Below are 22399 nucleotides of genomic sequence, written 5' to 3' on the forward strand. Positions count from 1 at the left end.
TTTCAATAAAAAAATTATGAAAATAATTATTATAAAATATCCTGCTGGAAATGTACAATCTGTACTTTTTTCTTTAGAAAGAATAGGAGTAGATGCTTTCGTAACGGACTCTATAGAGTCTATTAAAAATGCAGAAAAAGTAATTTTACCTGGTGTAGGAGAAGCTAATTTTGCTATGAAATATTTGAAAGAAAAGAAATTGGATATTATTTTATCTAAATTGGAACAACCAGTATTAGGAATATGTTTAGGAATGCAATTATTATGTAAATATTCAGAAGAAAGTAGTACTAATTGTATAGGAATTTTTGATTTATTAATAAAAAAATTTCAATCAGAAAATAAAAATCATAAAATTCCTCAAATTGGTTGGAATACTATTGATACACTAAAAGGCCCATTATTTGAAAATATTCCAGATGGAAGTTATCAATATTTTGTACATAGTTATTATGCTCCTTTAGGAAAATATACTATAGCTAAAACAGATTATATAGTTTCTTATAGTTCAGCACTACAAAAAAAAAATTTTTATGCTGTACAATTTCATCCAGAAAAATCTTCTTATGTGGGACATAAAATATTAGAAAACTTTATAAGATTATAAAAAAAAATAAATTTTTATAATGAATATTATTGCAGCTATAGATCTTATTGATGGAAAATGTGTTCGTTTAACACAAGGAGACTATAAAAGAAAAAAAATTTATAATAAAGATCCATTAGATATGGCCTATTTATTAGAAGATCATGGAATATCTAGATTACACTTAGTAGATTTAGATGGAGCAAAAAAAGGGAAAGTCATTCATTGGAATATTTTGGAAAAAATTGCAAAATATACACATCTAATCATTGATTTTGGAGGTGGAATTCATTCCGAAGAAGATGTACGTATTGTATTTGAGAATGGAGGGAATATGGTTACTATTGGAAGTATAGCTGTAAAAAATCCATTTCTTCTCAAAAAATGGATTCAAATTTATGGAAAAGATAAAATACTTCTTGGAGTGGATGTTAAGGATTATAAAATTGCTACTAATGGATGGACAAAATTTCATAAAATTCCTTTTTGGGATTTTTTAGAAGAAAAAAATTTTCATGGAATAAAAAAATTTTTTTGTACGGATATATCTAAAGATGGAGGTCTTTCTGGACCATCTTTATCCTTATATAAGAATATCATTCATAGGTTTCCAAATATTGAACTTATTGCAAGTGGAGGAATAAGAAATATGTCCGATATCAAAATATTGTATGATTTAGGTTGTCATGGAGTAATTATTGGAAAAGCTATATATGAAAATAAAATATCGTTATCGGAACTTAGAAATTGGGAAGATGGTGATAAAAAATTAAAATAAACTATGTTAGTTAAACGTATTATCCCATGTTTAGATATTAAAAATGGAAGGATTGTCAAAGGAGTTAATTTTAATAATTTAAAAGATGCTGGAGATCCAATAATAATGAGTCATTGGTATACAAAACAAGGTGCAGATGAATTAATATTTTTAGATATCACAGCTACAAATGAAAAAAGAAAAACATTATTTTCTTTAGTGAAAGAAATTTCTCGTTATATTAATATTCCTTTTACTGTTGGAGGAGGTATTATGGAAGAAAAAGACGTAGAATTATTATTAAATGCAGGAGCAGATAAAATATCTATTAATACAGCTGCTTTTAAAAGTCCAAAAATTTTAGAAGTTCTTTCTAGAAGATTTGGTAGTCAATCTATTGTTTTAGCTATTGATACAAAATACGATAAAAATGAATGGTGGGTATATTTAAATGGAGGCAGAATTTCAACTAGAAAAAAAACTTTAGATTGGGCTAAAGAAGGAGTAAATAGAGGGGCAGGAGAAATATTATTAACTTCAATAAATCATGATGGGATGAAAAATGGATTTGCTTTAGATATAACTAAAAAAATTTCAGATCTACTTTCTATACCTATTATTGCTTCAGGTGGAGCTGGTAAATTAGAAGATTTTTATCAAGTTTTTAAAAATGGGAATGCAGATGCAGCATTAGCTGCTAGTATTTTTCATTATAGAGAAATCGAAATTCCTAATTTAAAATATTATTTAAATTATCATAATATACCTGTGAGAACTAATAAATAAATTTCAACAAAATGAAGTACATTAAAAAAAAAATAAATTTTAAAAAAGGATTAATTCCCGTTATTGTTCAAGATTCAAAAACTAGTAAAGTTTTAATGCTTGGTTATATGAATCAAGAATCCTATAAAAAAAGTATTGAAGAAAAAAAAGTTATTTTTTATAGTAGATCTAAAAAAAGATTGTGGAAAAAAGGAGAAATTAGTCATAATTATCTTTTAATTAAAGATATATTAATTGATTGTGATAAAGATACTTTATTGATTAAAGCAAATCCTACAGGTCCCATTTGCCATAATGGATCGGATACTTGTTGGAAAGAAATAAATAAAATGAATTTTTTATTTCATTTAGAAAATATAATCTCTAATAGAATAAATAAAAAATATAAAAATTCTTATATTTTTCAACTATTTCAAAAAGGAATTAATAAAATATCTCAAAAATTAGGGGAAGAAGCCATAGAAATGATTATTGAATCTAAAGATAATGATAAACATTTTTTTTTAAATGAATCTGCAGATTTATTATTTCATTATCTTATTCTTTTACATAAAAAAGGAATTTCCATACAAGAAATTATAAATATTTTAGAAGAAAGACATTTAAAAAATGAAAAAAAAGAATTAATAAATATTTAAAATTTTTTATTTACTTAAATTTATTAAAAAAAATAGATAAATGCAACATCATAAGGAATCCCCTGTACTGTAAATAATGATCATTTTTTTATTGTAATTTTATTGATGATTTGATAAACTATTTAAAATAATTTTTTTTATTTTCCAAATCTTTTTAAAATACCAATTATAAATGAGTCTATAGGATAGAATATATTATTTTTTTTTGTTATTTAATGCGGCAGCTATTAAAATATTTTTTATAAGCATAATTCGGGTCATAGGACCAACTCCACCTGGGACAGGTGTAAGATAAGAAGCTTTTCCATAAACGCTATTAAAATCAACGTCTCCTTTTAAAATAAATTTTTTTTTATTTTTTACTTTATTAATGCCAACATCTATAATGATAGCTCCTTTTTTAATCATTTTTCCTGTTAAATAACCGGGAATTCCAACAGAAATTATAATTATATCTGCATTTTTCGTATAGTTTTCAATATTTTTAGTATAACTATGTGTCAGTGTTACAGTGCTATTTCCAAGATAATTTTTTCTACTCATCAAGATACTAATAGGTCTTCCTACAATACGACTTCTTCCAATTACTACAGTATTTTTACCAGAAATTTTTATTTTATATCTTTCTAAAAGAACTAATATTCCTAATGCAGTAGCGGGTAAAAAAGTATTCATATTCAAAGCCATTTTTCCAAAATTTTCGGGGTGAAATCCATCTACATCTTTTTTTGGATTAATTGCTAAAATGATATTATCCGTATTGATATGTTTTGGAATAGGTAATTGTATAATAAAACCATCTATTAAAGAATTTTCATTCATTTTTTGAATTTCTTTTAATAATTCCAATTCGGAAATTTCTACAGTTAGATGTACTAAAGTTGATTGTATTCCAAGATTTTTGCATTCTTTTATTTTACTATTGACATATATTAGACTGGAACTATTATTTCCTAATAAAATAATTCCAAGATGAGGAATTCGTTTTTTTTTATTTCGTATATTTTTATCTATTTCCTTAGAAATTTCTTTTCTTATTTCAATTGCTAAACGATTTCCATTTAATAATTGGGTCATTTTCGAATTTCTATTTCTTTTGTTAATTGAAGGAATTCTTTTATAGATAATTGTTCAGCTCTTTTATTCAAAAATGGAATATCATAAAAATTTGGAATTTTTTTAAAATATTGGAGTGCATTTTTCAATATTTTTCTTCTTTGATTAAAAGCCATTTTTACGCATAAAAATAAAATATCCTTATTAAAAAGGATTTTTGATTTTTTTCTTTTTAAAGATATTACGGCCGATTTTACATTTGGAATAGGATAAAATACATGTTTTTTTACCGAAAAAAGATATTCTACATCATAAAATGATTGTACTAAAACAGATAAAATTCCATATTTAACCATTCCTTTATGAGAAAGGATACGTTCTACAAATTCTTTTTGAAACATTCCAATACATTCTGGTATATATTGATTATATTTTAATATATGAAATAATATTTTAGAAGAAATTCCATAAGGAAAATTTCCAATTAATGCAAAATTATTAAGGTTAATTTCTTCTGGATTCCATTTTAAAAAATCTTGATGTATAATTTTATTTTTAGAAATAGAAAATTTTTTTTTTAAAAAAAAGATGAGATTTTCATCAATTTCTATTAAAAATACTTTTTTACATAATAATAATAAATAATGGGTTAATATTCCTAACCCTGGCCCTATTTCTACTACTGTATTATAATCTTGAAAAGATAGATTTTTTACAATTTTCTTAGCTATATTTTTATCTTTTAAAAAATATTGATCGAATTTTTTTTCAAAAAAAGATTCTTTCATTATGCAAAAATATAAAAAAGAAATATAATAATATTATTTTTGTATATTTAATAATAATATATATTTTATATAATTAAAATTGTAAATACAATTTTTTTAATTTTTATATGCTTCAACCAACTTTTATACGTAATAATAGGAAAAAAGTTTTATTAGGATTAAAAAAAAGAAACTTTCAGAAAGTTTATTTGATAGATGAAATATTAACTTTAGATAAAAAAAAAGAATTAAAAACTGTTCTGAACAAAATTTCAAAAGAAGAAAATATAATATCCAAAAATATAAGTCATCTTATTCTGAATATGGATAAAGGTATAAAAATAAATTCTTTAAAAGAAAAATCCCTTTTTTTAAAAAAAAAAAAAGATTTTAATATTCAATTAAAAAATATTATTCAATGTTTAGAAGAAAAACTAAATCAAATACCTAATATACCCAATGAAAAAGTAAAAAAAAATGCCGATAAAGATGATATTCTTTTTCAAGAAGGTCCTATTTATTCAACAATAATGGAAGGAGCCCTTACTCATTGGGAATTATCTAAAAAATTTCATTTATTCGACTTATTATTAGGTACGAAAATATGTGGATCTGGTTTTTCAGTTTATATTGGAAAGGGGGCTAAATTACAAAGAAGTTTGATTCAATATTTTTTAGATCAGAATATCCGTGCTTCATATACAGAATACAGTTTTCCATATCTTATAAATGAAAAGTCAGGATATTCAACAGGACAAATTCCGGATAAAGAAGGTCAAATGTATTTAATAGAAAAAGATAATTTTTATCTTATCCCAACTGGCGAAATTCCTCTTATGAATTGTTATAGAGATAATATACTTACATATAAAGACTTACCAATAAAAGCTACTACTTATACTTCTTGCTTTAGAAGGGAAGCGGGATCTTATGGTTCTAAAGTTAGAGGATTAAATAGATTACATCAATTTGAAAAAGTGGAAATTATTCAAATTACTTCTCATGAAACTTCCTATTATTATTTAGAGGAAATGATTTTACATGTTAGAAACATTCTAAAATCTTTAGAATTACCGTTTCGAATACTTCGTTTAATTGGTAAAGATCTCGGTTATTCATCTTCTATAACTTATGATTTTGAAGTATATTCTATGGCACAAAAAAAATGGTTAGAAGTAAGTTCAATTTCAAATTGCACTAATTTTCAATCTAATAGATTAAATCTTCGATATAAAACTATTACAGGAAAAATGGAGTTTTGTCATACACTTAATGGAAGCTCATTAGCTTTACCACGAATTATTGCCGCTTTATTAGAAAATAATCAAACTGTAAATCAAATTAATATTCCTAAAGTTTTAATTCCTTATACAGGATTTGATAATATTAAATAAAAAATATTTTTTCTAAAATTTAATTAAATTGTCTTCCTTCTCGTTTTCATTTAAATATTCCTAATGAATTAGTAAAATAAATTGAAAAATCAAAAGATAAAAAATTGATTTTTAATATTGGAATTGAATGATATATAAAACAATATAAAGAGTTAAAAAATTATTGAGTAAAATTCATTCATTATTATACTATGGATAAACCCGAAAATATTTATTAAGATAGTTCAAGCTATTTATTAAAAAAATTAAACAAGATACAGTGTCTCTTTTATGGAGTTAATTACTTTTTCTTCATTTGGAAACCAATTCTTTATCAAATGGGAAGAATAAGGTGCTGGTGTATCTAGTAAAGTTATTCTATTAATAGGAGCATCAAGGTAATCAAATCCATATTTTTGTATAATATATGAAACTTCAGAAGCTATTGAAGCAAAAGGCCATGATTCCTCTAAAATAACTAAACGATTGGTTTTTTTTACAGAAAAAAGTATAGATTCATAATCTAATGGACGAATACTTCGAATATCTATTACTTCTACACTAATATTTTCTTTTTCTAATTTTTCTGCTATATTTAAAGCCAATTTCATAATTTTTCCAAAAGAAACTAAACTTATATCAGTTCCTACTTTTTTTATATCTGCCTTTCCAATAGGTAGTAGGTATTCTTCTTCTGGAATAATCATAGTATCACCATACATTTGTTCAGATTCCATAAAAATTACGGGGTTATTATCTCTAATAGAAGATTTTAAAAGTCCTTTAGCATCATATGGATTACATGGAATTACTACTTTTAAACCCGGACAACTTGCATACCAACTTTCAAAAGATTGAGAATGGGTAGCTCCTAATTGTCCAGCAGATCCAGTAGGTCCCCTAAAAACAATAGGAATATTCCATTGTCCACCACTCATATAACGTATTTTTGCAGCATTATTAATAATTTGATCCATTGCTACCAAAGAAAAATTAAATGTCATAAATTCAATAATTGGGCGACAACCATTCATTGCTGATCCTACTCCTATACCAGAAAATCCTAATTCGGATATTGGAGTATCAATGACTCGTTTTGGCCCAAATTCTTCTAACATACCTTTAGAAGCTTTGTAAGCTCCATTATATTTAGCAACTTCTTCACCCATTAGATATACGGAGTTATCTCTTCTCATTTCTTCACTCATAGCTTCCGCTATGACTTCACGAAAAGTAATTTTTTTCATAATATTTTTTATTAATGGATTCAAAATTTAGTAAAAAGTAAAAATTCCATATAAAAAAGAATAACGGAAAAGGGATAAAATTTATTCCTTTTCCGTTTTGAATAATTAATTAATGATTAGCTGGTTTATTTTTCTTTTGTAAATTTTCCTGCATTTTATGAAGAGCGAGTTGTTCATTTTTAGAATCTGTTAGATTTTTATTTATTTCATTCAAAAATAAACTTTTATCTTTAAGAATTTTTAATTTTACTTTTTCATATTCTTTATATTCTTCAAAATCTTTTTTAGCTTGTAATTGCTCTTCTGAACCGTAAGGTTTAGATCTCATTACCGCTCTTCTTCTCTTTGTTTCATTTAAAATTTGTTTCTGATTATTTATCATATCATAATATTGATTTTGATGAAAATTATTTTTTTTTTCTAATTCTTTAATTTTTACTTCTAGATCTTTTATTCTTTTAGATAATTCTTCAGGTTTTATATCAGCAGGTATTTTAAAATTAGGGATTTCCTCCATAAAAAAAGGATAATTCTGAGGAATAATATTTTCTTCAGGATTAGAATTTACAAGAGTTGGATTTTGTTGTGGGGGTGGTATATTATTGTTGGATTCTTGAGGTTTTGTATTATTTACAGGATCATTAGAATAAGTTATTTCATCATCATTACAGGATACAATAAAAACTCCTAACGATAAAAAAATTGTTGGAATTAAAAATTTCATAGAAGTATTCATAATAAAAATTTTTAGTTTATAATTTTTAAATATATAAAAAAAATATTACAGATGAATACTATTCTTTTTTTTTAAAATTATATGATGTTTTATCCTTATATATATAAAAAGACATAAAATTTAGTATATTTGATGAGAATAGTAAGATTTATTTATATATATTTTTTCCTATGGAACAACTAATAAGATTAGCTATACGTGGAATATCCTTAAGTCAAATACAATCTGGAATATATGTTTTATTACTGGAAGAAGAATCTGGAAAAATAAAACTTCCTATTATTATAGAAAGTTTACAAGCTCAATCTATCGCTTCTGCTATAGGTAAAAGAGATATATCTAAATTATTTACACATGATTTATTTTTAACTTTTGCAAAAGTATTTCATATTAGATTAAAATCTATTGTGATATATAAATTAGTAAATGGAATATTTTTTTCTTATATTCTATTTGAAAAAGAAAATAAAGAACATAAAATAGATTCAAAAACATCGGATGCAGTTGCTTTAGCAGTAAGATTTCAATCTCCTATTTATACTACAAAAGAAATTTTTGATAAAGCTGGAATTTATTTTGAAAATGGATTTCCTGAAAATGATAATTTTGAAGGTGAATTAGAAAATAAAAATACTTCCTCTTTTTATTTTGATAAAGAAAATAAAAGTAAAAAAGAATTAGAAAAAATGACCGAAAGAGATCTTAATGCTTTATTGAATAATGCAGTAGTAAATGAATGTTATGAACTTGCGGCAAAAATCAAGAAAGAATTAGATCATAGAAGAGAATAATCTATTCCCCTTTTTTTTCGTATCGAACAAAACTATAATCGTATAAATGATTTTGATCTTTTTCATAAAAAAATTCATATTTTTTTTCCCATTTTTTAAAATTTATTTTGGGAAATTTTGCATCACCGTAAAATTTTTTATGAATGATGGTTAATTCTAGAATTTTTGCTTTATTTATAGTAGAAGTATATATTTTTTCTCCTCCTATAACAAATATTTTTTTATAATTTAAATCATATACTTCTTTTAAAGAAGAAAAAATTTTAAAAATTCCGTTATAAGAATATGATAATTTTATTTTATTTTTTTTTGTTAATATGATATTTTTTCTACCTGGTAGTGGTTTACCAATTGATTCAAAAGTTTTTCTACCCATAAGAACAATTTCTCCAATAGTCATATTTTTAAATCTTTTTAAATCATTAGGAAGATGCCACATTAATTTATTATTTTTTCCTATAAATCCATTTTTAGAAATCGCAGAGATCAGTACAATTTTCATTAAAAATTAATTTTTTTTATATTTTATGGATATTCCAATTAAATATGATCCAAAATCTGTAGAAGAAAAAATATATCATCATTGGATAAATAATGATTACTTTTTTTCCTATCCAGATAATAGAAAATCTTATACTATTATAATGCCTCCTCCAAATATTACTGGAATTCTTCACATAGGGCACATTTTGAATAATACTATACAAGATATATTAATTAGATATGCTAGAATGAAAGGGTATAATCCATGTTGGATACCAGGTACCGATCATGCTTCTATTGCCACCGAAGCAAAGATCGTTTATCAATTAAAAAAAAAAGGGTTATCCAAATTTATTATAGGAAGAGATAAATTTTTATCCTATGTTGTAAAATGGTCTGAAAAACATAGGAATATTATTTTTAATCAATTAAAAAAATTGGGGTGTTCTTGTGATTGGAACCGGGGGCAATTTACAATGAGTAAAAAATTATCTGAATCTATCACAAAAATTTTTATAGATTTATATGAAAAAGGATATATATACAGAGGGTATCATGTAGTTAATTGGGATCCAAAAGCTAGAACGACTATTTCTGACGAAGAAGTTGTATATAAAGAAAGGATAGGAACTCTTTATTATATAAAATATCAAATCAAAGGAGAAGAAAATTTTATTACTATTGCAACAAGTCGTCCGGAAACGATATTTGGAGATACAGCAGTTTGTTTTCATCCAGATGATGTACGTTATTATCATTTAAAGGGTAAGTATGTAATTATACCAATAATAAATAGAGTTATTCCCATTATTCAAGATTCATACGTAGATCCAAATTTTGGTACAGGATGTTTAAAAATAACTCCAGCTCATGATATTAATGATAAAAATATTGCGGATAAATACCATTTAGATATAATTAATATTTTTAATGAGGATGCAACTTTAAATGAAAATGGACTTCACTATCAAGGAATGGATCGTTTTGAAGTAAAAAAAAAGATAATTAAAGAGTTAGATAAATTAGGAGTTATAGTAAATATAGAAAAATTTAATCAAAAAATAGGAATTTCAGAAAGAACTAAATCTGTAGTAGAACAAAAATTATCTCTTCAATGGTTTTTAAAAATGAAAAAAATATCGCATCCTGCTATAGAAGCAGTTAAAAATGGGAAAATTAAATTTTATCCAAATAGATTTAAAAAAATTTATTTTCAATGGATGTATAAAATTCATGATTGGAATATATCGAGACAATTATGGTGGGGACACCGTATTCCTGTTTATTATTATGGTTCATCTCCAAATGATTTTGTGGTTGCAGAAAATTTGGAATCAGCTTTAAAAAAAGCGAAAATTAAGAGTCATAATTACGATTTAAACTATGATAATATTTGGCAAGATTCAGATGTTTTAGATACTTGGTTTTCTTCTTGGATATTACCTATATCTGTATTTGATGGAATTTTTAATCCTAATAATCATGAAATATCTTATTATTATCCTACTGAAAATTTGATAACAGGTTCGGATATATTATTTTTTTGGGTTGCTCGTATGATTATAGCAGGATACTTTTTTAAAAAAAATAAACCATTCAAAAATGTTTATTTTACTGGAATTTTGAGAGATTCAAAAAATAAAAAAATATCTAAATCATTAAATAATTCTCCCAATCCTATAGATTTAATTGAAAAATATGGAGCAGATGCTGTTCGTATGGGGATTATGCTTAGAGCTAGTGCCGGAAAAGACTTTCATTTTGAGGAAAATTTTTGTTTACAAGGAAGAAATTTTTCTAATAAAATATGGAATGCTTTTCGTTTGATAAAAAGTTGGGAAATAAAAGAAAATCATCATAGATATGATGATTTTCCTAAAGTATCTAATATGGCAATCGTATGGTTTGAAAATCGTTTTTATTATGTATTAGAAATTTTTGAGATTTATTTCCATAAATATAAATTTGATGAATCGTTAATGATTTTATATAAATTATTTTGGGATGATTTTTGTTCATTATTTCTTGAAATTATTAAACCAATTTCTGGAAATTTTATATCAAAAACTGTGTATTTGAATACTGTTAAATGGTTTGAAAATATTTTAAAATTGTTACATCCATATATGCCTTTTATTTCAGAAAAAATTTGGAGTATTCTTAAAAGTAGAACGAAAAAAGAAGCTTTAATTATTTCTTCTTGGCCTAAAAAAAAATCATATAATTGGAATTTATTAGTTTCTTTTGAAAGAGCTATTAAAATTGTATCTAAAATACGTAATATAAGAAATAAGATACATATTCCTCATAAGACAAGTTTAATTTTATTTTCTGTAAAAAAGAAAGAAGAATATCATCCAGTGATATTAAAATTAGCAAATTTATCTAACATTATTACAATCTTAAAAAAACCTAAACAAGGACAATTTTTTTCTTTTTTTATTGAAACGGATAGATACTTTTTATCTTTAGATAAAAAGTATCATTTAGATAAAAATGATTCATTTAATATTGAAAAAAAAATTCAGTATTTTAAGAATTTTTTATCTATAATTCGTAAAAATTTATCAAACGATAAATATGTAAAATCGGTTCCACAATACCTACTATTAAAGGAAAAAAAAAAAGAAAGTGATACTTTGAAAAAAATAGTTTATCTCAAAGAAATTTTAAAAAAAATGAATAATTAAATTACCAGTTTCCACTAGATCCTCCACCTCCAAAGGTTCCTCCTTCTCCAAATCCATCAAAATTATCTTCATGGTTGTTGTTATGATCGTGTTGATTATTTATAGATCTATTTTTGAATAGAATATTGGTTAAAAATAATGTATTTAATAATGAAGGTTCTATACTTTTTTTTTGAAATAAAAAAAACATAATAAAAAAAGATACTAATAGGAATAAAAAATTTCCATAAAGAATTTTTATTATGTTTTTTTTTATATTCATATTTATTTTTTTAAAAATTTTAAATATTTCTTTAATACCGATATCTATAGCCTTATAATAAAGATGATTTTTTAAAAAAGGTTTGATTTTTTTTATTATATTTTGAGTGGAAAAATCTGTAAGATATGGCTCTATTCCATATCCATTTTGGATGGATATTTTTTTATCGTTTATAGATAATAAAATAATAATTCCATTATTTTTATCTTTTTTTCCGATATTCCATTTTTCTCCCCATTTGGAAGCTAAAAAATTAGAATCTTCCCCATGGATATCTTTAACGATAGGAATTAAAATTTCTGTTGAGGTAATTTTTGAATATTGAATAAGTTTTTTATTTAATTTTTCTATTTGGATATGAGATAGTACTCCAGCATAATCATTAACAGGATATATTTTTTTTGGAGGGTCAGGTATATTGAATTGTCCTTGTACGATATTTGTGAAAAATAGTAAAATAGATAATGAGTTAAAAACTTTTTTTATGAAATTTTTCATTCCTAATTTTTTCAAATTAACCCTATCATGAATTATAAAAATCTACAATAGGTGCTTTTTCCGATCCTATTTTAGATTTAAAATATCCTTTTTCTCTAAATTGAGAAAATAAATTTGAGATTATAATTTTTGGAAATTTATTTCTGTAAGTATTAAAATTATTTACTTTATCGTTAAATTTATTTCTTTCTACATTAATACGATTTTCTGTTCCTTCCAATTGATTTTGTAATTCAGAAAAATTTTGTATTGATTTTAAATTAGGATAATTTTCTACAATTAATAGTAATCTATTGATAGAGTTATTTAACTCTTCTTGTGATTGTTGAAATCTACTTACTTGATTTTGATTTAAATTATCTGGATTTATATTTATGGAGGTTGCTTTTGATCTTGATTCTATTACTTGATTCAAGGTATTTTTTTCAAAATTAGAAGCCCCTTTAACTATATTTACTAAATTGGGTATTAAATCGGATCTTCGTTGATAAGAATTTTCTACTTGACTCCATTGTTTTTTTATATTTTCGTTTAGTTGAACTAATTGATTATATGTTCCAGTAATCCAAAAAATGATTAAAAATATCACTATAAAAATAGTAGAAATATAAATTAAAAACCCTTTTTTCATAATAGTAAGTATTTTGATTATAAAATACAAATTTTTTGTAATGTTTAATTCTTATATTTTTTTTAAATCAAATATTTTAAAAATATTCTTAAAAGAATATTTCTATATCAGAAAAATAAAATCGACATTCTCTAAAAGCATTCTTATCGCTATCGGATCCATGAATAGCATTTTTTTCTAAAGAACTTGCATATAATTTACGTATAGTTCCTACTTTGGCTTTTATTGGATTTTTATTTCCTATTAAATTTCTAAAATTTTTTACTGCATTTTCCTTTTCTAGGATAATCAATACTATTGGTCCAGAAGACATGAATTTCACTAACGATTCGAAAAATAAATTTTTTTTATGTTCATAATAAAATTTTTTAGCTAATTTTTTGGAAATTTCCGTCATTTTAATTGCTCTTATAAAAAATCCAGCATTAATAATATGAAATAAAATAGGTCCTATATATCCTTTTTTAACAGCATCAGGTTTTATAATAGCTAATGTAATTTTTCCTATTATCATATTTTTATATGAAAAATTATCATATTTGTATTTTTTTTAATTTAAAAAATAATTCTAAAATTAGAAATAAATAAAGTAAAAATTACTGTATTTTAAAAAAAATTAGTATTCATGATCATGAATAAAAAAAAAAAGAACAATAAATTTAACTTTAAAAGTTTTGGAGTTTCCTCTTTTTATTTGTTTAAGAAAATGATTTTAAATGATTATAAATTAGCAAAAATAAGTCGTGAAATAAGTATTTTAGGACGTAAAGAAGTTTTAAATGGTAGAGCTAAATTTGGAATATTTGGAGATGGAAAAGAAATTCCTCAAATAGCTATGGCTAAAATTTTTAAAAATGGAGATTTTAGATCTGGATATTATAGAGATCAAACTTTTATGATTGCCATTGGAGTTTTAAATGTAAGAAGTTTTTTTTCTCAGTTATATGCACATTCTGATTTAGAGGAAGAACCGGTATCTTCTGGTAGAATGATGACATCTCATTTTGGTACACGTCTACTCAATTATGATGGTAATTGGAAAAATTTAATGAACAAAAAAAATTCTAGTGCAGATATTTCTTCTACTGCTTCTCAAATGCCAAGATTATTAGGGTTAGCTCAAGCTTCCAAAATTTATAAAAATTTAAAAAATTTAAAAAAAACACATAAAATATTTTCTCATAATGGAAATGAAGTAGCTTTTGGAACTATTGGAAACGCAAGTATTTCTGAAGGATTATTTTGGGAAACTGTGAATGCATCTTCAGTATTACAAATACCAATCATTATTTCTATTTGGGATGATGAATATGGAATATCTGTTACTAATAGGTATCAATTCTCAAAAAAAAATATTAGTGATATTTTATATGGATTTCAAAGAAATAAAAAAGAAAATGGAATAGAAATTATTCGTGTAAATGGATCCAATTATATAGATCTTACAAAGACTTATATAAAAGCAGATAAAATAGCACGTTATGAACATGTTCCTGTAATAATACATGTTACTAATTTAACTCAGCCACAAGGACATTCTACTTCTTCATCACATGAAAGATATAAATCCAAAGAACGTTTAGAATGGGAAAAAAAAAATGATGGAATAAAAAAATTTAGAGATTGGATTTTAAATTTTAAGATTGAAAATGAACCAGGAGTATTTCAGAATATTGCAGATATTCATTTTTTAGATAAAATAGATATAGAAGCAAAAAAATATGTTCATTCTGAACAAAAAAAGGCTTGGGAATCTTTTCAAAAACCTATTGAAAGAATAAAAAATGAAGCTATAACTATTTTAGAAAAGTTGCAAAATACATTTCCTTGTAAAAAATGGATAAAAAATCATATCAAAGAATTACATATAAATAAACATTTATATACTAAAAAATTCATATTTTGTATTGTTCGAAGATCTTTATATTTACTTTCTGAAGAAGAATTTTATAAAAAAAATTTCCTGATAAAATGGTTAAAAGAAAAATTTAATAAAGAAAAAGAAAATTATTCTTCAAATTTATATAGCATTTCTAAAAAATCATCAATAAAAATTACCGAAATTAAACCAATTTATTCTGATTATGAAGTAGATGGAAGAATAATTTTAAGAGATAATTTTGATAAATTATTAGAACTATATCCTGATCTTTTAATTTTTGGAGAAGATGTTGGTAAAATTGGAGATGTCAATCAAGGATTAGAAGGACTTCAAAATAAATATGGAGAAATACGTATTTTTGATACTGGAATACGAGAATCTACAATCCTTGGACAAGGAATAGGTCTTGCAATGCGAGGACTTCGTCCCATAGTTGAAATTCAATATATAGATTATATTCTTTATGCTTTGCAAATCATGAGTGATGATTTAGCAACTTTGCAATATAGAACAAAAGGTGGACAAAAAGCCCCCGTTATTATTAGAACTAGGGGGCATCGTTTAGAAGGGATCTGGCATTCTGGATCTCCTATGGGAGGAATTATTAATTATTTAAGAGGTATTTTGATACTTGTTCCCAGAAATATGGTAAAAGCAGCCGGTTTTTATAATACTTTGTTATATGGGGACGATCCTGCTTTAGTAATTGAGTGTCTAAATGGTTATAGAATCAAGGAAAAATTACCAAAAAATTTAGGTTATTTTAGAATTCCAATTGGAATAGTAGAAGTTACTAGGATAGGAAAAGATATCACTATAGTTACTTATGGTTCTACATGGAGAATTGTTAATGAAGCATCAAATGAATTATCTAAAATTAATATAGAAACTGAAGTAATTGATATTCAATCTTTATTACCTTTTGATCTTCGAAAAGATATTGAAAAAAGTTTAAAAAAAACAAATCGATTATTAATTATTGACGAGGATGTTCCAGGAGGGGCCTCTGCTTATATTTTACAAAAAATATTAGAAGAACAAAAGGGGTACTATTATTTAGATTGTCCACCTATTACAATTACGGCTAAAGAACATCGTCCACCTTATGGATCAGATGGAGATTATTTTTCTAAACCATCTATTGAAGATATTGTAGAAAAAGTATTGAAAATAATGCATAATAATTAGTTAATAAATAGATAAGTAGTAGTAATAAAATTATTATCTTTGAATTATCAAAAAGATTCAGTGTTATTTTTATCATTATTATATATGAAAATAAAAATAAAAAGAAACTTGCATTCAAGAATTAAAAAAATGGATTTCGAAAATATTTCTTTTGGAAATCACTATTCGGATCATATGTATTATTCAGAATTTCGAAATGGAAATTGGATAAATTCTATTATTAAACCATTTGGAAATATTATGTTTTCTCCTGGATCTCTTGTTTTTCATTACGGTCAATCTGTTTTCGAGGGGATGAAAGCTTATAAAGATAAACATGAAGAAGTATTTTTATTCCGTCCAAAAGAAAATTTTAAAAGAATGAATCGATCTGCTATACGTTTGGAAATGACGACAATTCCAGAATATATTTTTATGAATGGATTAAAAAGTTTAATAAATATAGATAGAGATTGGGTTCCAAAAAAGTATGGACAATCTTTATATATTCGTCCTATTTTAATTGCAATAGATAAATGTTTGTCGGCAAAGCCCTCTAAGGATTATCTATTTATGATTATATCTACACCAGCAGATTATTATTATAAAAAACCTTTAAAAATAAAAATAGAAGAAAAATATAGTCGTTCTGCATCTGGAGGGGTTGGGTTTACTAAAGCTTCTGGTAATTATGCCTCTTCATTTTATCCTACTAGATTAGCTAAAGAAGAGGGATTTGATCAGATATTATGGACAGATTCTTCTACTCATACATTGATTGAAGAATCTGGAACTATGAATGTATTTTTTTGGTTAAAAAATAAACTTATTACTCCATTATCTAATGAGAATATATTAAGTGGAATAACCTGTAAAAGTATTCTTTCTTTAGCTAAAGAAGAAGGATTAGAGATAGAAGAACGAAAATTAAGGGTTTCAGAAATTATAGATGGATTGAAAAATAAGATCTTAAAAGAAGCTTTTGGTTGTGGTACGGCCGTAGTTGTCACTTATTTTGAAATAATTAGTTATAAAGGTAAAAATTTTTTTTTACCTGATATTTTAGATAAAGAAAGGATATCAATTCGATTAAGAAAAAGATTATTAGATATACAACATAATTTATCGGTAGATCCTTTTGGATGGAGGTTAAAATTAAAAAGAATTTTGTAAGATCTATGAATAAAAAATTTCAATCCATAGAACATATAACAAAACAATCTTTATCTATTTTATATAGATTGGAACCTTGTCCAAGTTTGAATTTTCAATATACTAAGAAAGAATATATAGGAGATATTACTTTGATTTTATTTCCTTTATCTGAAAAATTAAAAAAACCTGTAGAAAAAATTGGAAAAGATATTGGAAATTATGTAAATAGTCAATTAGGAGATATGATCACTTTTTCTATTATAGGTGGTTTTTTAAATTTTATTTTTAAGGATAGTTATTATCTTCATATTCTTAAACAAATGTTGAATAAAAATTTTTATAATTTAAAATTACCATCTGAAAATATAATAGTGGAATACTCTTCTCCTAACGCAAATAAACCTCTTCATTTAGGTCATATTAGAAATAGCCTTATTGGACATTCTATATCCAAAATTCTGAAAATTGTGGGACATAAAATAACTAAAATTCAAATGATTAATGATAGAGGAATACATATATGTAAATCTATGATTGCTTGGAAAAAATTAGGTAAAGGAGAAACCCCTAATAGTTCCAAAATGAAAGGTGATCACTTTGTCGGTAAATATTATAATCTATTTGATAAAATTTATCATAAGGAAATTCACGATTATTCCAAAAAAAATAAAGATTACAATGATAAAAATATTCCTATTCTAAAACAGGCAAGAATTTTATTAAAAAAATGGGAATCTGGACATCATGAAACTATAAATATTTGGAAAAAAATGAACAAATGGGTTTATGAAGGATTTAAAGAAACTTATAAAAAGTTGGGAATCAATTTTGATAAAATAGAATATGAAAGTCATGTTTATAAATTTGGAAAAAATATTGTAAAAAATGGTCTAAAAAAAGGTCTATTTTTTAAAAAAAAAGATGGATCTATTTGGGTAAATTTGGAAAAAGAAGGATTTGATCAAAAACTTTTATTACGATCAGATGAAACTTCTGTTTATATAACCCAAGATATAGGAACTGCTGTAGAACGTTTTAAAAAATATTGTATAGATAGGTTAATTTATATTGTAGGAAAAGAACAAGATTATCATTTTCAAGTACTTTTTAGTATATTAAAACGTTTAGGATATATATGGGTAAAAAAATTATCTCATCTTTCTTATGGAATGGTAGATTTATCAAGTGGTAAAATGAAATCTAGAATGGGGAATATTATAGATGCTGATAGTTTGATATTAGAAATGTATTCCATTGTAAAAAAAATTTTTTTTAAAAATTTTTCCAATATGGAAAAAGAAAAATATTCTGAAGTAATAGGATTAGGAGCTATAAAATATTACTTTCTTCAAGTAGATCCTAGAAAAAGGATTCTTTTTCATCCAGAAAAATCTATAGATTTTAAGGGTAAAACTGGAACATATATTCAATACACTTATTCTAGAATTCGTTCATTAGAACGAAATTTTTTAAATTTATGTTCCTTAACTAATAAGGATTGGTCAAATATCAAATTTGATCTTTATGAAAAAAAAATGATTAAAATTCTTCAAAAATATCCATTAATATTAAAAAAATCAGCAATGTATTTGAATCCTTCTTTAGTAGCAAATTATGTTTATGAAGTTTCTAAAAATTTTAACAATCTCTATCAAAATAAAAGATTAATAGATCCTTTAAAGATTATTCATAGTAATATTAGAATGAATATTATTCATGTTACAGGAAATATTTTAAAATCAGGAATGAGTTTATTAGGAATCAAAATGCTTGATCGTATGTAATAAATAAACACACTTATGTTTGAATATTTACAAAAAAAATTAGATAAAGCTCTTCATATTTTCAAAGGAAATAGTAGAATAAACGAAATCAATATAGCAGAAACACTAAAAGATATTCGTAAAGCTCTTATTGATGCAGATGTTAATTATAAGATAGCTAAAATATTTGTTCAAAAAGTTAAAGAAAAATCTATTGGTAAAAAAGTACTCTCTTCTTTAAATCCAAAACAATTAATTATAAAAATAATATATGATGAATTAGTTTCCTTAATGGGTAAAAAAAATATAGAAATAAATATTTCTAATAATCCTACTATTATATTAATTTGTGGATTACAAGGTAGTGGAAAAACTTCTTTTTCTTCTAAACTTTCTTTTTTTTTAAAAAAAAAAAAGAAAAACCCTTTATTAGTAGCAGCCGATATTCATCGTCCTGCAGCTATAGATCAATTAAAAATTATAGCAGAAAAAAATAATCTTCCCGTATTTTTCTTAAAAAAAAGTAAAAATATAATAGAAATTTTTGACAAGTCTCTTATTTATGCTTCTGAAAAAAAATGCAATGTCATTATTATTGATACTGCAGGGAGATTAGCAATTGATAAAATTATGATGGATGAAATTCAAAAAATTTATCAATATTCTAAACCAGATGAAACTTTATTCGTTGTAGATTCAATGACTGGACAAGATGCTATAAATACTGTTCAAAGTTTTTCCAAATTTTTGAATATTGATGGAATAGTCATGACTAAATTAGACGGGGATAGTAGAGGTGGAGCAGCTATTACTATGTCTAGTGTCATTGGAAAACCTATTAAATTTATTAGTAATGGAGAAAAAATAGAAAATCTAGAAATTTTTTATCCAGAAAGAATAGCTAATAGAATTTTAGGAATGGGAGATATAGTTTCTTTGGTAGAAAAAATTCAGGAACAATTTGATGAGGAAAAAACTAAAAAAATTTATAAAAAAATATCAAAAAATCGTTTTGATTTTGAAGATTTATTAGAGCATATTCAACAAGTAAAAAAAATAGGAAGTATTAAAAATATTGTTTCCATGATTCCTGGTATGGAAAAAATTATTGATAATAAAAATAAAAAAAAATATTCTTTCAAAGAAATAGAATCTATTATTTTATCCATGACTCCTTATGAAAGGAATCATCCCAAAATACTTACTGATATAAAAAGAAAAAAAAGAATATCAAATGGATCTGGGATTTCATTAAAAAATATAGATCTTTTATTAAAACAATTTTCTAACATAAGTAAAATAATGAAAACTATTAAGGATAATTCAGGGAAAGATATTATAAAAAATTTTTTATCAAAAATTATTAATAAATAAAATATAATGTAAAAAGTTATTGGATTAACTTTAATAAAAGTTTTCTTTTATTGAAAATATTTTTAATTTTGTTCGTTATATGTTTAAATATCCCAATAGGGGTATTTTATTTTGAATAATATGAATGAGTAAATCATAATGAAAGGTTTTTTAAATAGAGATAGATTTTTAAGAATTTTAGAAAATATAAATATTTGGGATATTATTATTGTTGGAGGAGGAGCAACAGGATTAGGAATAGCATTAGATTCAGCTTCTAGAGGATTTAAAACTTTACTTTTAGAACAAAATGATTTTTCTAAAGGAACTTCTAGTCGTAGTACGAAATTGATACACGGTGGAATAAGATATTTAGCTCAAGGAAATATAAAATTAGTTTATGAAGCTTTGCAAGAGAGGGGGTATTTGTTAAAAAATGCTCCTCATTTAGTGAAAAAAAAACGATTTATTATTCCTATTTTTAATTGGAAAATGGGGATTTTGTATTGGACTGGTTTAAAAATTTATGAATGGTTATCTGGATCCTTGAGTTTTGGAAATTCTCAATTTTTATCTAAAAATGAAATACTAAAAATGTTTCCTGAAATTAGATCAAATAATTTAAAAGGAGGGATTTTATATTATGATGGACAATTTGATGATGCTCGTTTAGCTATTGATTTAGCACAAACTTGTGTTCAACAAGGTGGAGTATTATTAAATTATTTTAAAGTGAAAAATCTTATTAAAAAAATAGAAAATAAAATAATTGGAGTAATAGCTTATGATCTTGAAACTAAAAAAAAATATTCTATTTATTCAAAAATAGTGATTAATGCAACTGGAGTTTTTTCCGATACTATTTTAAAAATGGATGATTCCACATCTACTATTTTGATAAAGCCTAGTCAAGGAACGCATATTGTATTAAAAAAATCTTTTTTTAGTAGTTCAGATGCTATAGTAATTCCAAAAACTTCGGATGGAAGAATTCTATTTAGTATACCATGGTATGATCATGTTTTAGTAGGAACTACAGATACATTTTTGGAAAAAAGTGTTCTTGAACCCAAACCTTTAGAAAAAGAAATAGATTTTATTTTACAAACTTTTAATCAATATTTTTTATATAATCCGAATAAAAAAGACATTTTAAGTGCTTTTTCTGGATTACGTCCTCTTTTCGTACCTCCTAATTTATCTTATTCTTCTACTAAAGACATTTCTAGATCTCATAAATTAATGATGAGTCCTTCAGGTTTAATAACTATTATAGGAGGGAAATGGACTACATATAGAAAAATGGCAGAAGAAACCGTAAATAAAGCTATTGAAATTGGAAAATTAAAGAAAGTTTCTTCTATAACCAAAAATCTTAAGATTTTTGGTTATAGAACTGATTTTTATTCATGTAAAAATTATAATAATTGGGGGGATAAATATGGAGAAGAAGAAATTCATATTCAAAAATTAATTGAGGAAAATCCTTTATGGGGAGATCCATTAATTTATCAATATCCTTATCATTGTACAAAAGCAGAAGTTATATGGATGGTACGTTATGAAATGGCTAGAACAATTGAAGATGTTTTAGCAAGAAGATTTCGTTTATTATTTTTAAATGCTAAAATAGCAATAGATATAGCACCAATAATAGCATCATTAATGGCAAAAGAACTTTATCGAGATAAAGAATGGGAAGAATCTCAGATAGCTTCTTTTAAAGAATTAGCCATGCAATATTATTATCCATTTTGATTTTTTAAGGAGAAAATTTT

Annotated in this window: 20 protein-coding genes; 12 read left to right on the forward strand and 8 right to left on the reverse strand. The window is 24.2% G+C overall.

The features are described 5' to 3' along the window. Positions 1-16 precede the first annotated feature (16 nt). Genes hisH through hisIE form a run of 4 tightly spaced genes read left to right on the forward strand, consistent with a single transcriptional unit; the run spans position 17 to position 2767 of the window. Positions 17-607 carry an imidazole glycerol phosphate synthase subunit HisH gene (gene hisH / locus BLBCPU_RS02025; RefSeq protein WP_014246336.1) on the forward strand — a complete coding sequence of 197 codons (591 nt, stop codon included), beginning with the start codon at positions 17-19 and terminating at the stop codon, positions 605-607. Positions 608-626: 19 nt separating this feature from the next. Next, positions 627-1364 (forward strand): 1-(5-phosphoribosyl)-5-[(5-phosphoribosylamino)methylideneamino]imidazole-4-carboxamide isomerase, encoded by a 738-nt coding sequence (hisA, locus tag BLBCPU_RS02030; protein WP_014246337.1) that lies wholly within the window; start codon positions 627-629, stop codon positions 1362-1364. 3 nt (positions 1365-1367) lie between these two features. Beyond that, on the forward strand, positions 1368-2129 hold the full coding sequence (gene hisF / locus BLBCPU_RS02035) for an imidazole glycerol phosphate synthase subunit HisF (RefSeq protein WP_014246338.1): 762 nt from the start codon (positions 1368-1370) through the stop codon (positions 2127-2129). A gap of 11 nt (positions 2130-2140) precedes the next feature. Then, positions 2141-2767, forward strand: coding sequence for a bifunctional phosphoribosyl-AMP cyclohydrolase/phosphoribosyl-ATP diphosphatase HisIE (hisIE, locus tag BLBCPU_RS02040; protein WP_014246339.1), 627 nt, complete (start codon positions 2141-2143; stop codon positions 2765-2767). Positions 2768-2962: 195 nt separating this feature from the next. Here hisIE and BLBCPU_RS02045 read toward each other — a convergent pair whose 3' ends face one another. Both BLBCPU_RS02045 and rsmA read right to left on the reverse strand, forming a co-directional pair. Further along, complete coding sequence (locus tag BLBCPU_RS02045) at positions 2963-3844, reverse strand: bifunctional 5,10-methylenetetrahydrofolate dehydrogenase/5,10-methenyltetrahydrofolate cyclohydrolase (RefSeq protein WP_014246340.1); 882 nt, start codon at positions 3842-3844, stop codon at positions 2963-2965. After that, positions 3841-4611 carry a 16S rRNA (adenine(1518)-N(6)/adenine(1519)-N(6))-dimethyltransferase RsmA gene (rsmA, locus tag BLBCPU_RS02050; RefSeq protein WP_014246341.1) on the reverse strand — a complete coding sequence of 257 codons (771 nt, stop codon included), beginning with the start codon at positions 4609-4611 and terminating at the stop codon, positions 3841-3843. Before rsmA ends, BLBCPU_RS02045 begins: the two co-directional genes overlap by 4 nt. A 107-nt stretch (positions 4612-4718) precedes the next feature. On the opposite strand from rsmA, the gene serS reads away from it, so the two are divergent. Then, on the forward strand, positions 4719-5984 hold the full coding sequence (serS, locus tag BLBCPU_RS02055; RefSeq protein WP_014246342.1) for a serine--tRNA ligase: 1266 nt from the start codon (positions 4719-4721) through the stop codon (positions 5982-5984). 245 nt (positions 5985-6229) lie between these two features. On the opposite strand, the gene BLBCPU_RS02060 is transcribed toward serS, so the two are convergent. Then, complete coding sequence (locus BLBCPU_RS02060) at positions 6230-7210, reverse strand: pyruvate dehydrogenase complex E1 component subunit beta (RefSeq protein WP_014246343.1); 981 nt, start codon at positions 7208-7210, stop codon at positions 6230-6232. Between the two features lie 109 nt (positions 7211-7319). After that, positions 7320-7946: a hypothetical protein gene (locus BLBCPU_RS02065; RefSeq protein ID WP_014246344.1), complete on the reverse strand. Its 627-nt coding sequence runs from the start codon at positions 7944-7946 to the stop codon at positions 7320-7322. Positions 7947-8116: 170 nt separating this feature from the next. Here BLBCPU_RS02065 and BLBCPU_RS02070 point away from each other — a divergent pair, with 170 nt between their 5' ends. Next, positions 8117-8737, forward strand: coding sequence for a bifunctional nuclease family protein (locus BLBCPU_RS02070; RefSeq protein WP_014246345.1), 621 nt, complete (start codon positions 8117-8119; stop codon positions 8735-8737). A 1-nt stretch (position 8738) separates the two neighbouring features. On the opposite strand, the gene BLBCPU_RS02075 is transcribed toward BLBCPU_RS02070, so the two are convergent. Next, positions 8739-9239: a dihydrofolate reductase gene (locus BLBCPU_RS02075; RefSeq protein ID WP_014246346.1), complete on the reverse strand. Its 501-nt coding sequence runs from the start codon at positions 9237-9239 to the stop codon at positions 8739-8741. Between the two features lie 25 nt (positions 9240-9264). Here BLBCPU_RS02075 and BLBCPU_RS02080 point away from each other — a divergent pair, with 25 nt between their 5' ends. Continuing rightward, positions 9265-11910, forward strand: a complete 2646-nt coding sequence (locus BLBCPU_RS02080) for a valine--tRNA ligase (protein ID WP_014246347.1) — start codon at positions 9265-9267, stop codon at positions 11908-11910. 1 nt (position 11911) lies between these two features. Here BLBCPU_RS02080 and BLBCPU_RS02085 read toward each other — a convergent pair whose 3' ends face one another. The 3 genes from BLBCPU_RS02085 to ndk all read right to left on the reverse strand — a co-directional run bounded on the left by BLBCPU_RS02085 (position 11912) and on the right by ndk (position 13815). Continuing rightward, positions 11912-12670 (reverse strand): YgcG family protein, encoded by a 759-nt coding sequence (locus tag BLBCPU_RS02085; RefSeq protein WP_014246348.1) that lies wholly within the window; start codon positions 12668-12670, stop codon positions 11912-11914. Positions 12671-12695: 25 nt separating this feature from the next. Beyond that, entirely contained in the window at positions 12696-13301 is a 606-nt protein-coding gene (locus BLBCPU_RS02090) for a LemA family protein (RefSeq protein ID WP_014246349.1), read from the reverse strand. A gap of 88 nt (positions 13302-13389) precedes the next feature. Further along, positions 13390-13815, reverse strand: a complete 426-nt coding sequence (gene ndk, locus BLBCPU_RS02095) for a nucleoside-diphosphate kinase (RefSeq protein WP_014246350.1) — start codon at positions 13813-13815, stop codon at positions 13390-13392. A gap of 117 nt (positions 13816-13932) precedes the next feature. Between ndk and BLBCPU_RS02100 the strand changes: the two genes are divergently transcribed. From BLBCPU_RS02100 to BLBCPU_RS02120, 5 genes are all read left to right on the forward strand, one after another. After that, a complete protein-coding gene (locus tag BLBCPU_RS02100; RefSeq protein WP_014246351.1) occupies positions 13933-16371 on the forward strand; it encodes a thiamine pyrophosphate-dependent enzyme in 2439 nt (812 codons plus the stop codon). Between the two features lie 84 nt (positions 16372-16455). Then, entirely contained in the window at positions 16456-17523 is a 1068-nt protein-coding gene (locus BLBCPU_RS02105; RefSeq protein WP_014246352.1) for a branched-chain amino acid aminotransferase, read from the forward strand. Positions 17524-17528: 5 nt separating this feature from the next. Further along, the gene (gene argS / locus BLBCPU_RS02110; RefSeq protein ID WP_014246353.1) at positions 17529-19289 is read left to right on the forward strand and encodes an arginine--tRNA ligase; all 1761 of its coding nucleotides are present in this window, start codon (positions 17529-17531) and stop codon (positions 19287-19289) included. 15 nt (positions 19290-19304) lie between these two features. Continuing rightward, positions 19305-20642 (forward strand): signal recognition particle protein, encoded by a 1338-nt coding sequence (gene ffh, locus BLBCPU_RS02115; protein ID WP_014246354.1) that lies wholly within the window; start codon positions 19305-19307, stop codon positions 20640-20642. Between the two features lie 138 nt (positions 20643-20780). Beyond that, positions 20781-22379 (forward strand): glycerol-3-phosphate dehydrogenase/oxidase, encoded by a 1599-nt coding sequence (locus tag BLBCPU_RS02120; RefSeq protein WP_014246355.1) that lies wholly within the window; start codon positions 20781-20783, stop codon positions 22377-22379. The last annotated feature ends 20 nt before the right edge of the window (positions 22380-22399 follow it).

The sequence above is a fragment of the Blattabacterium sp. (Cryptocercus punctulatus) str. Cpu genome, from assembly GCF_000236405.1.
Classification (GTDB): Bacteria; Bacteroidota; Bacteroidia; order Flavobacteriales; family Blattabacteriaceae; genus Blattabacterium; species Blattabacterium punctulatus.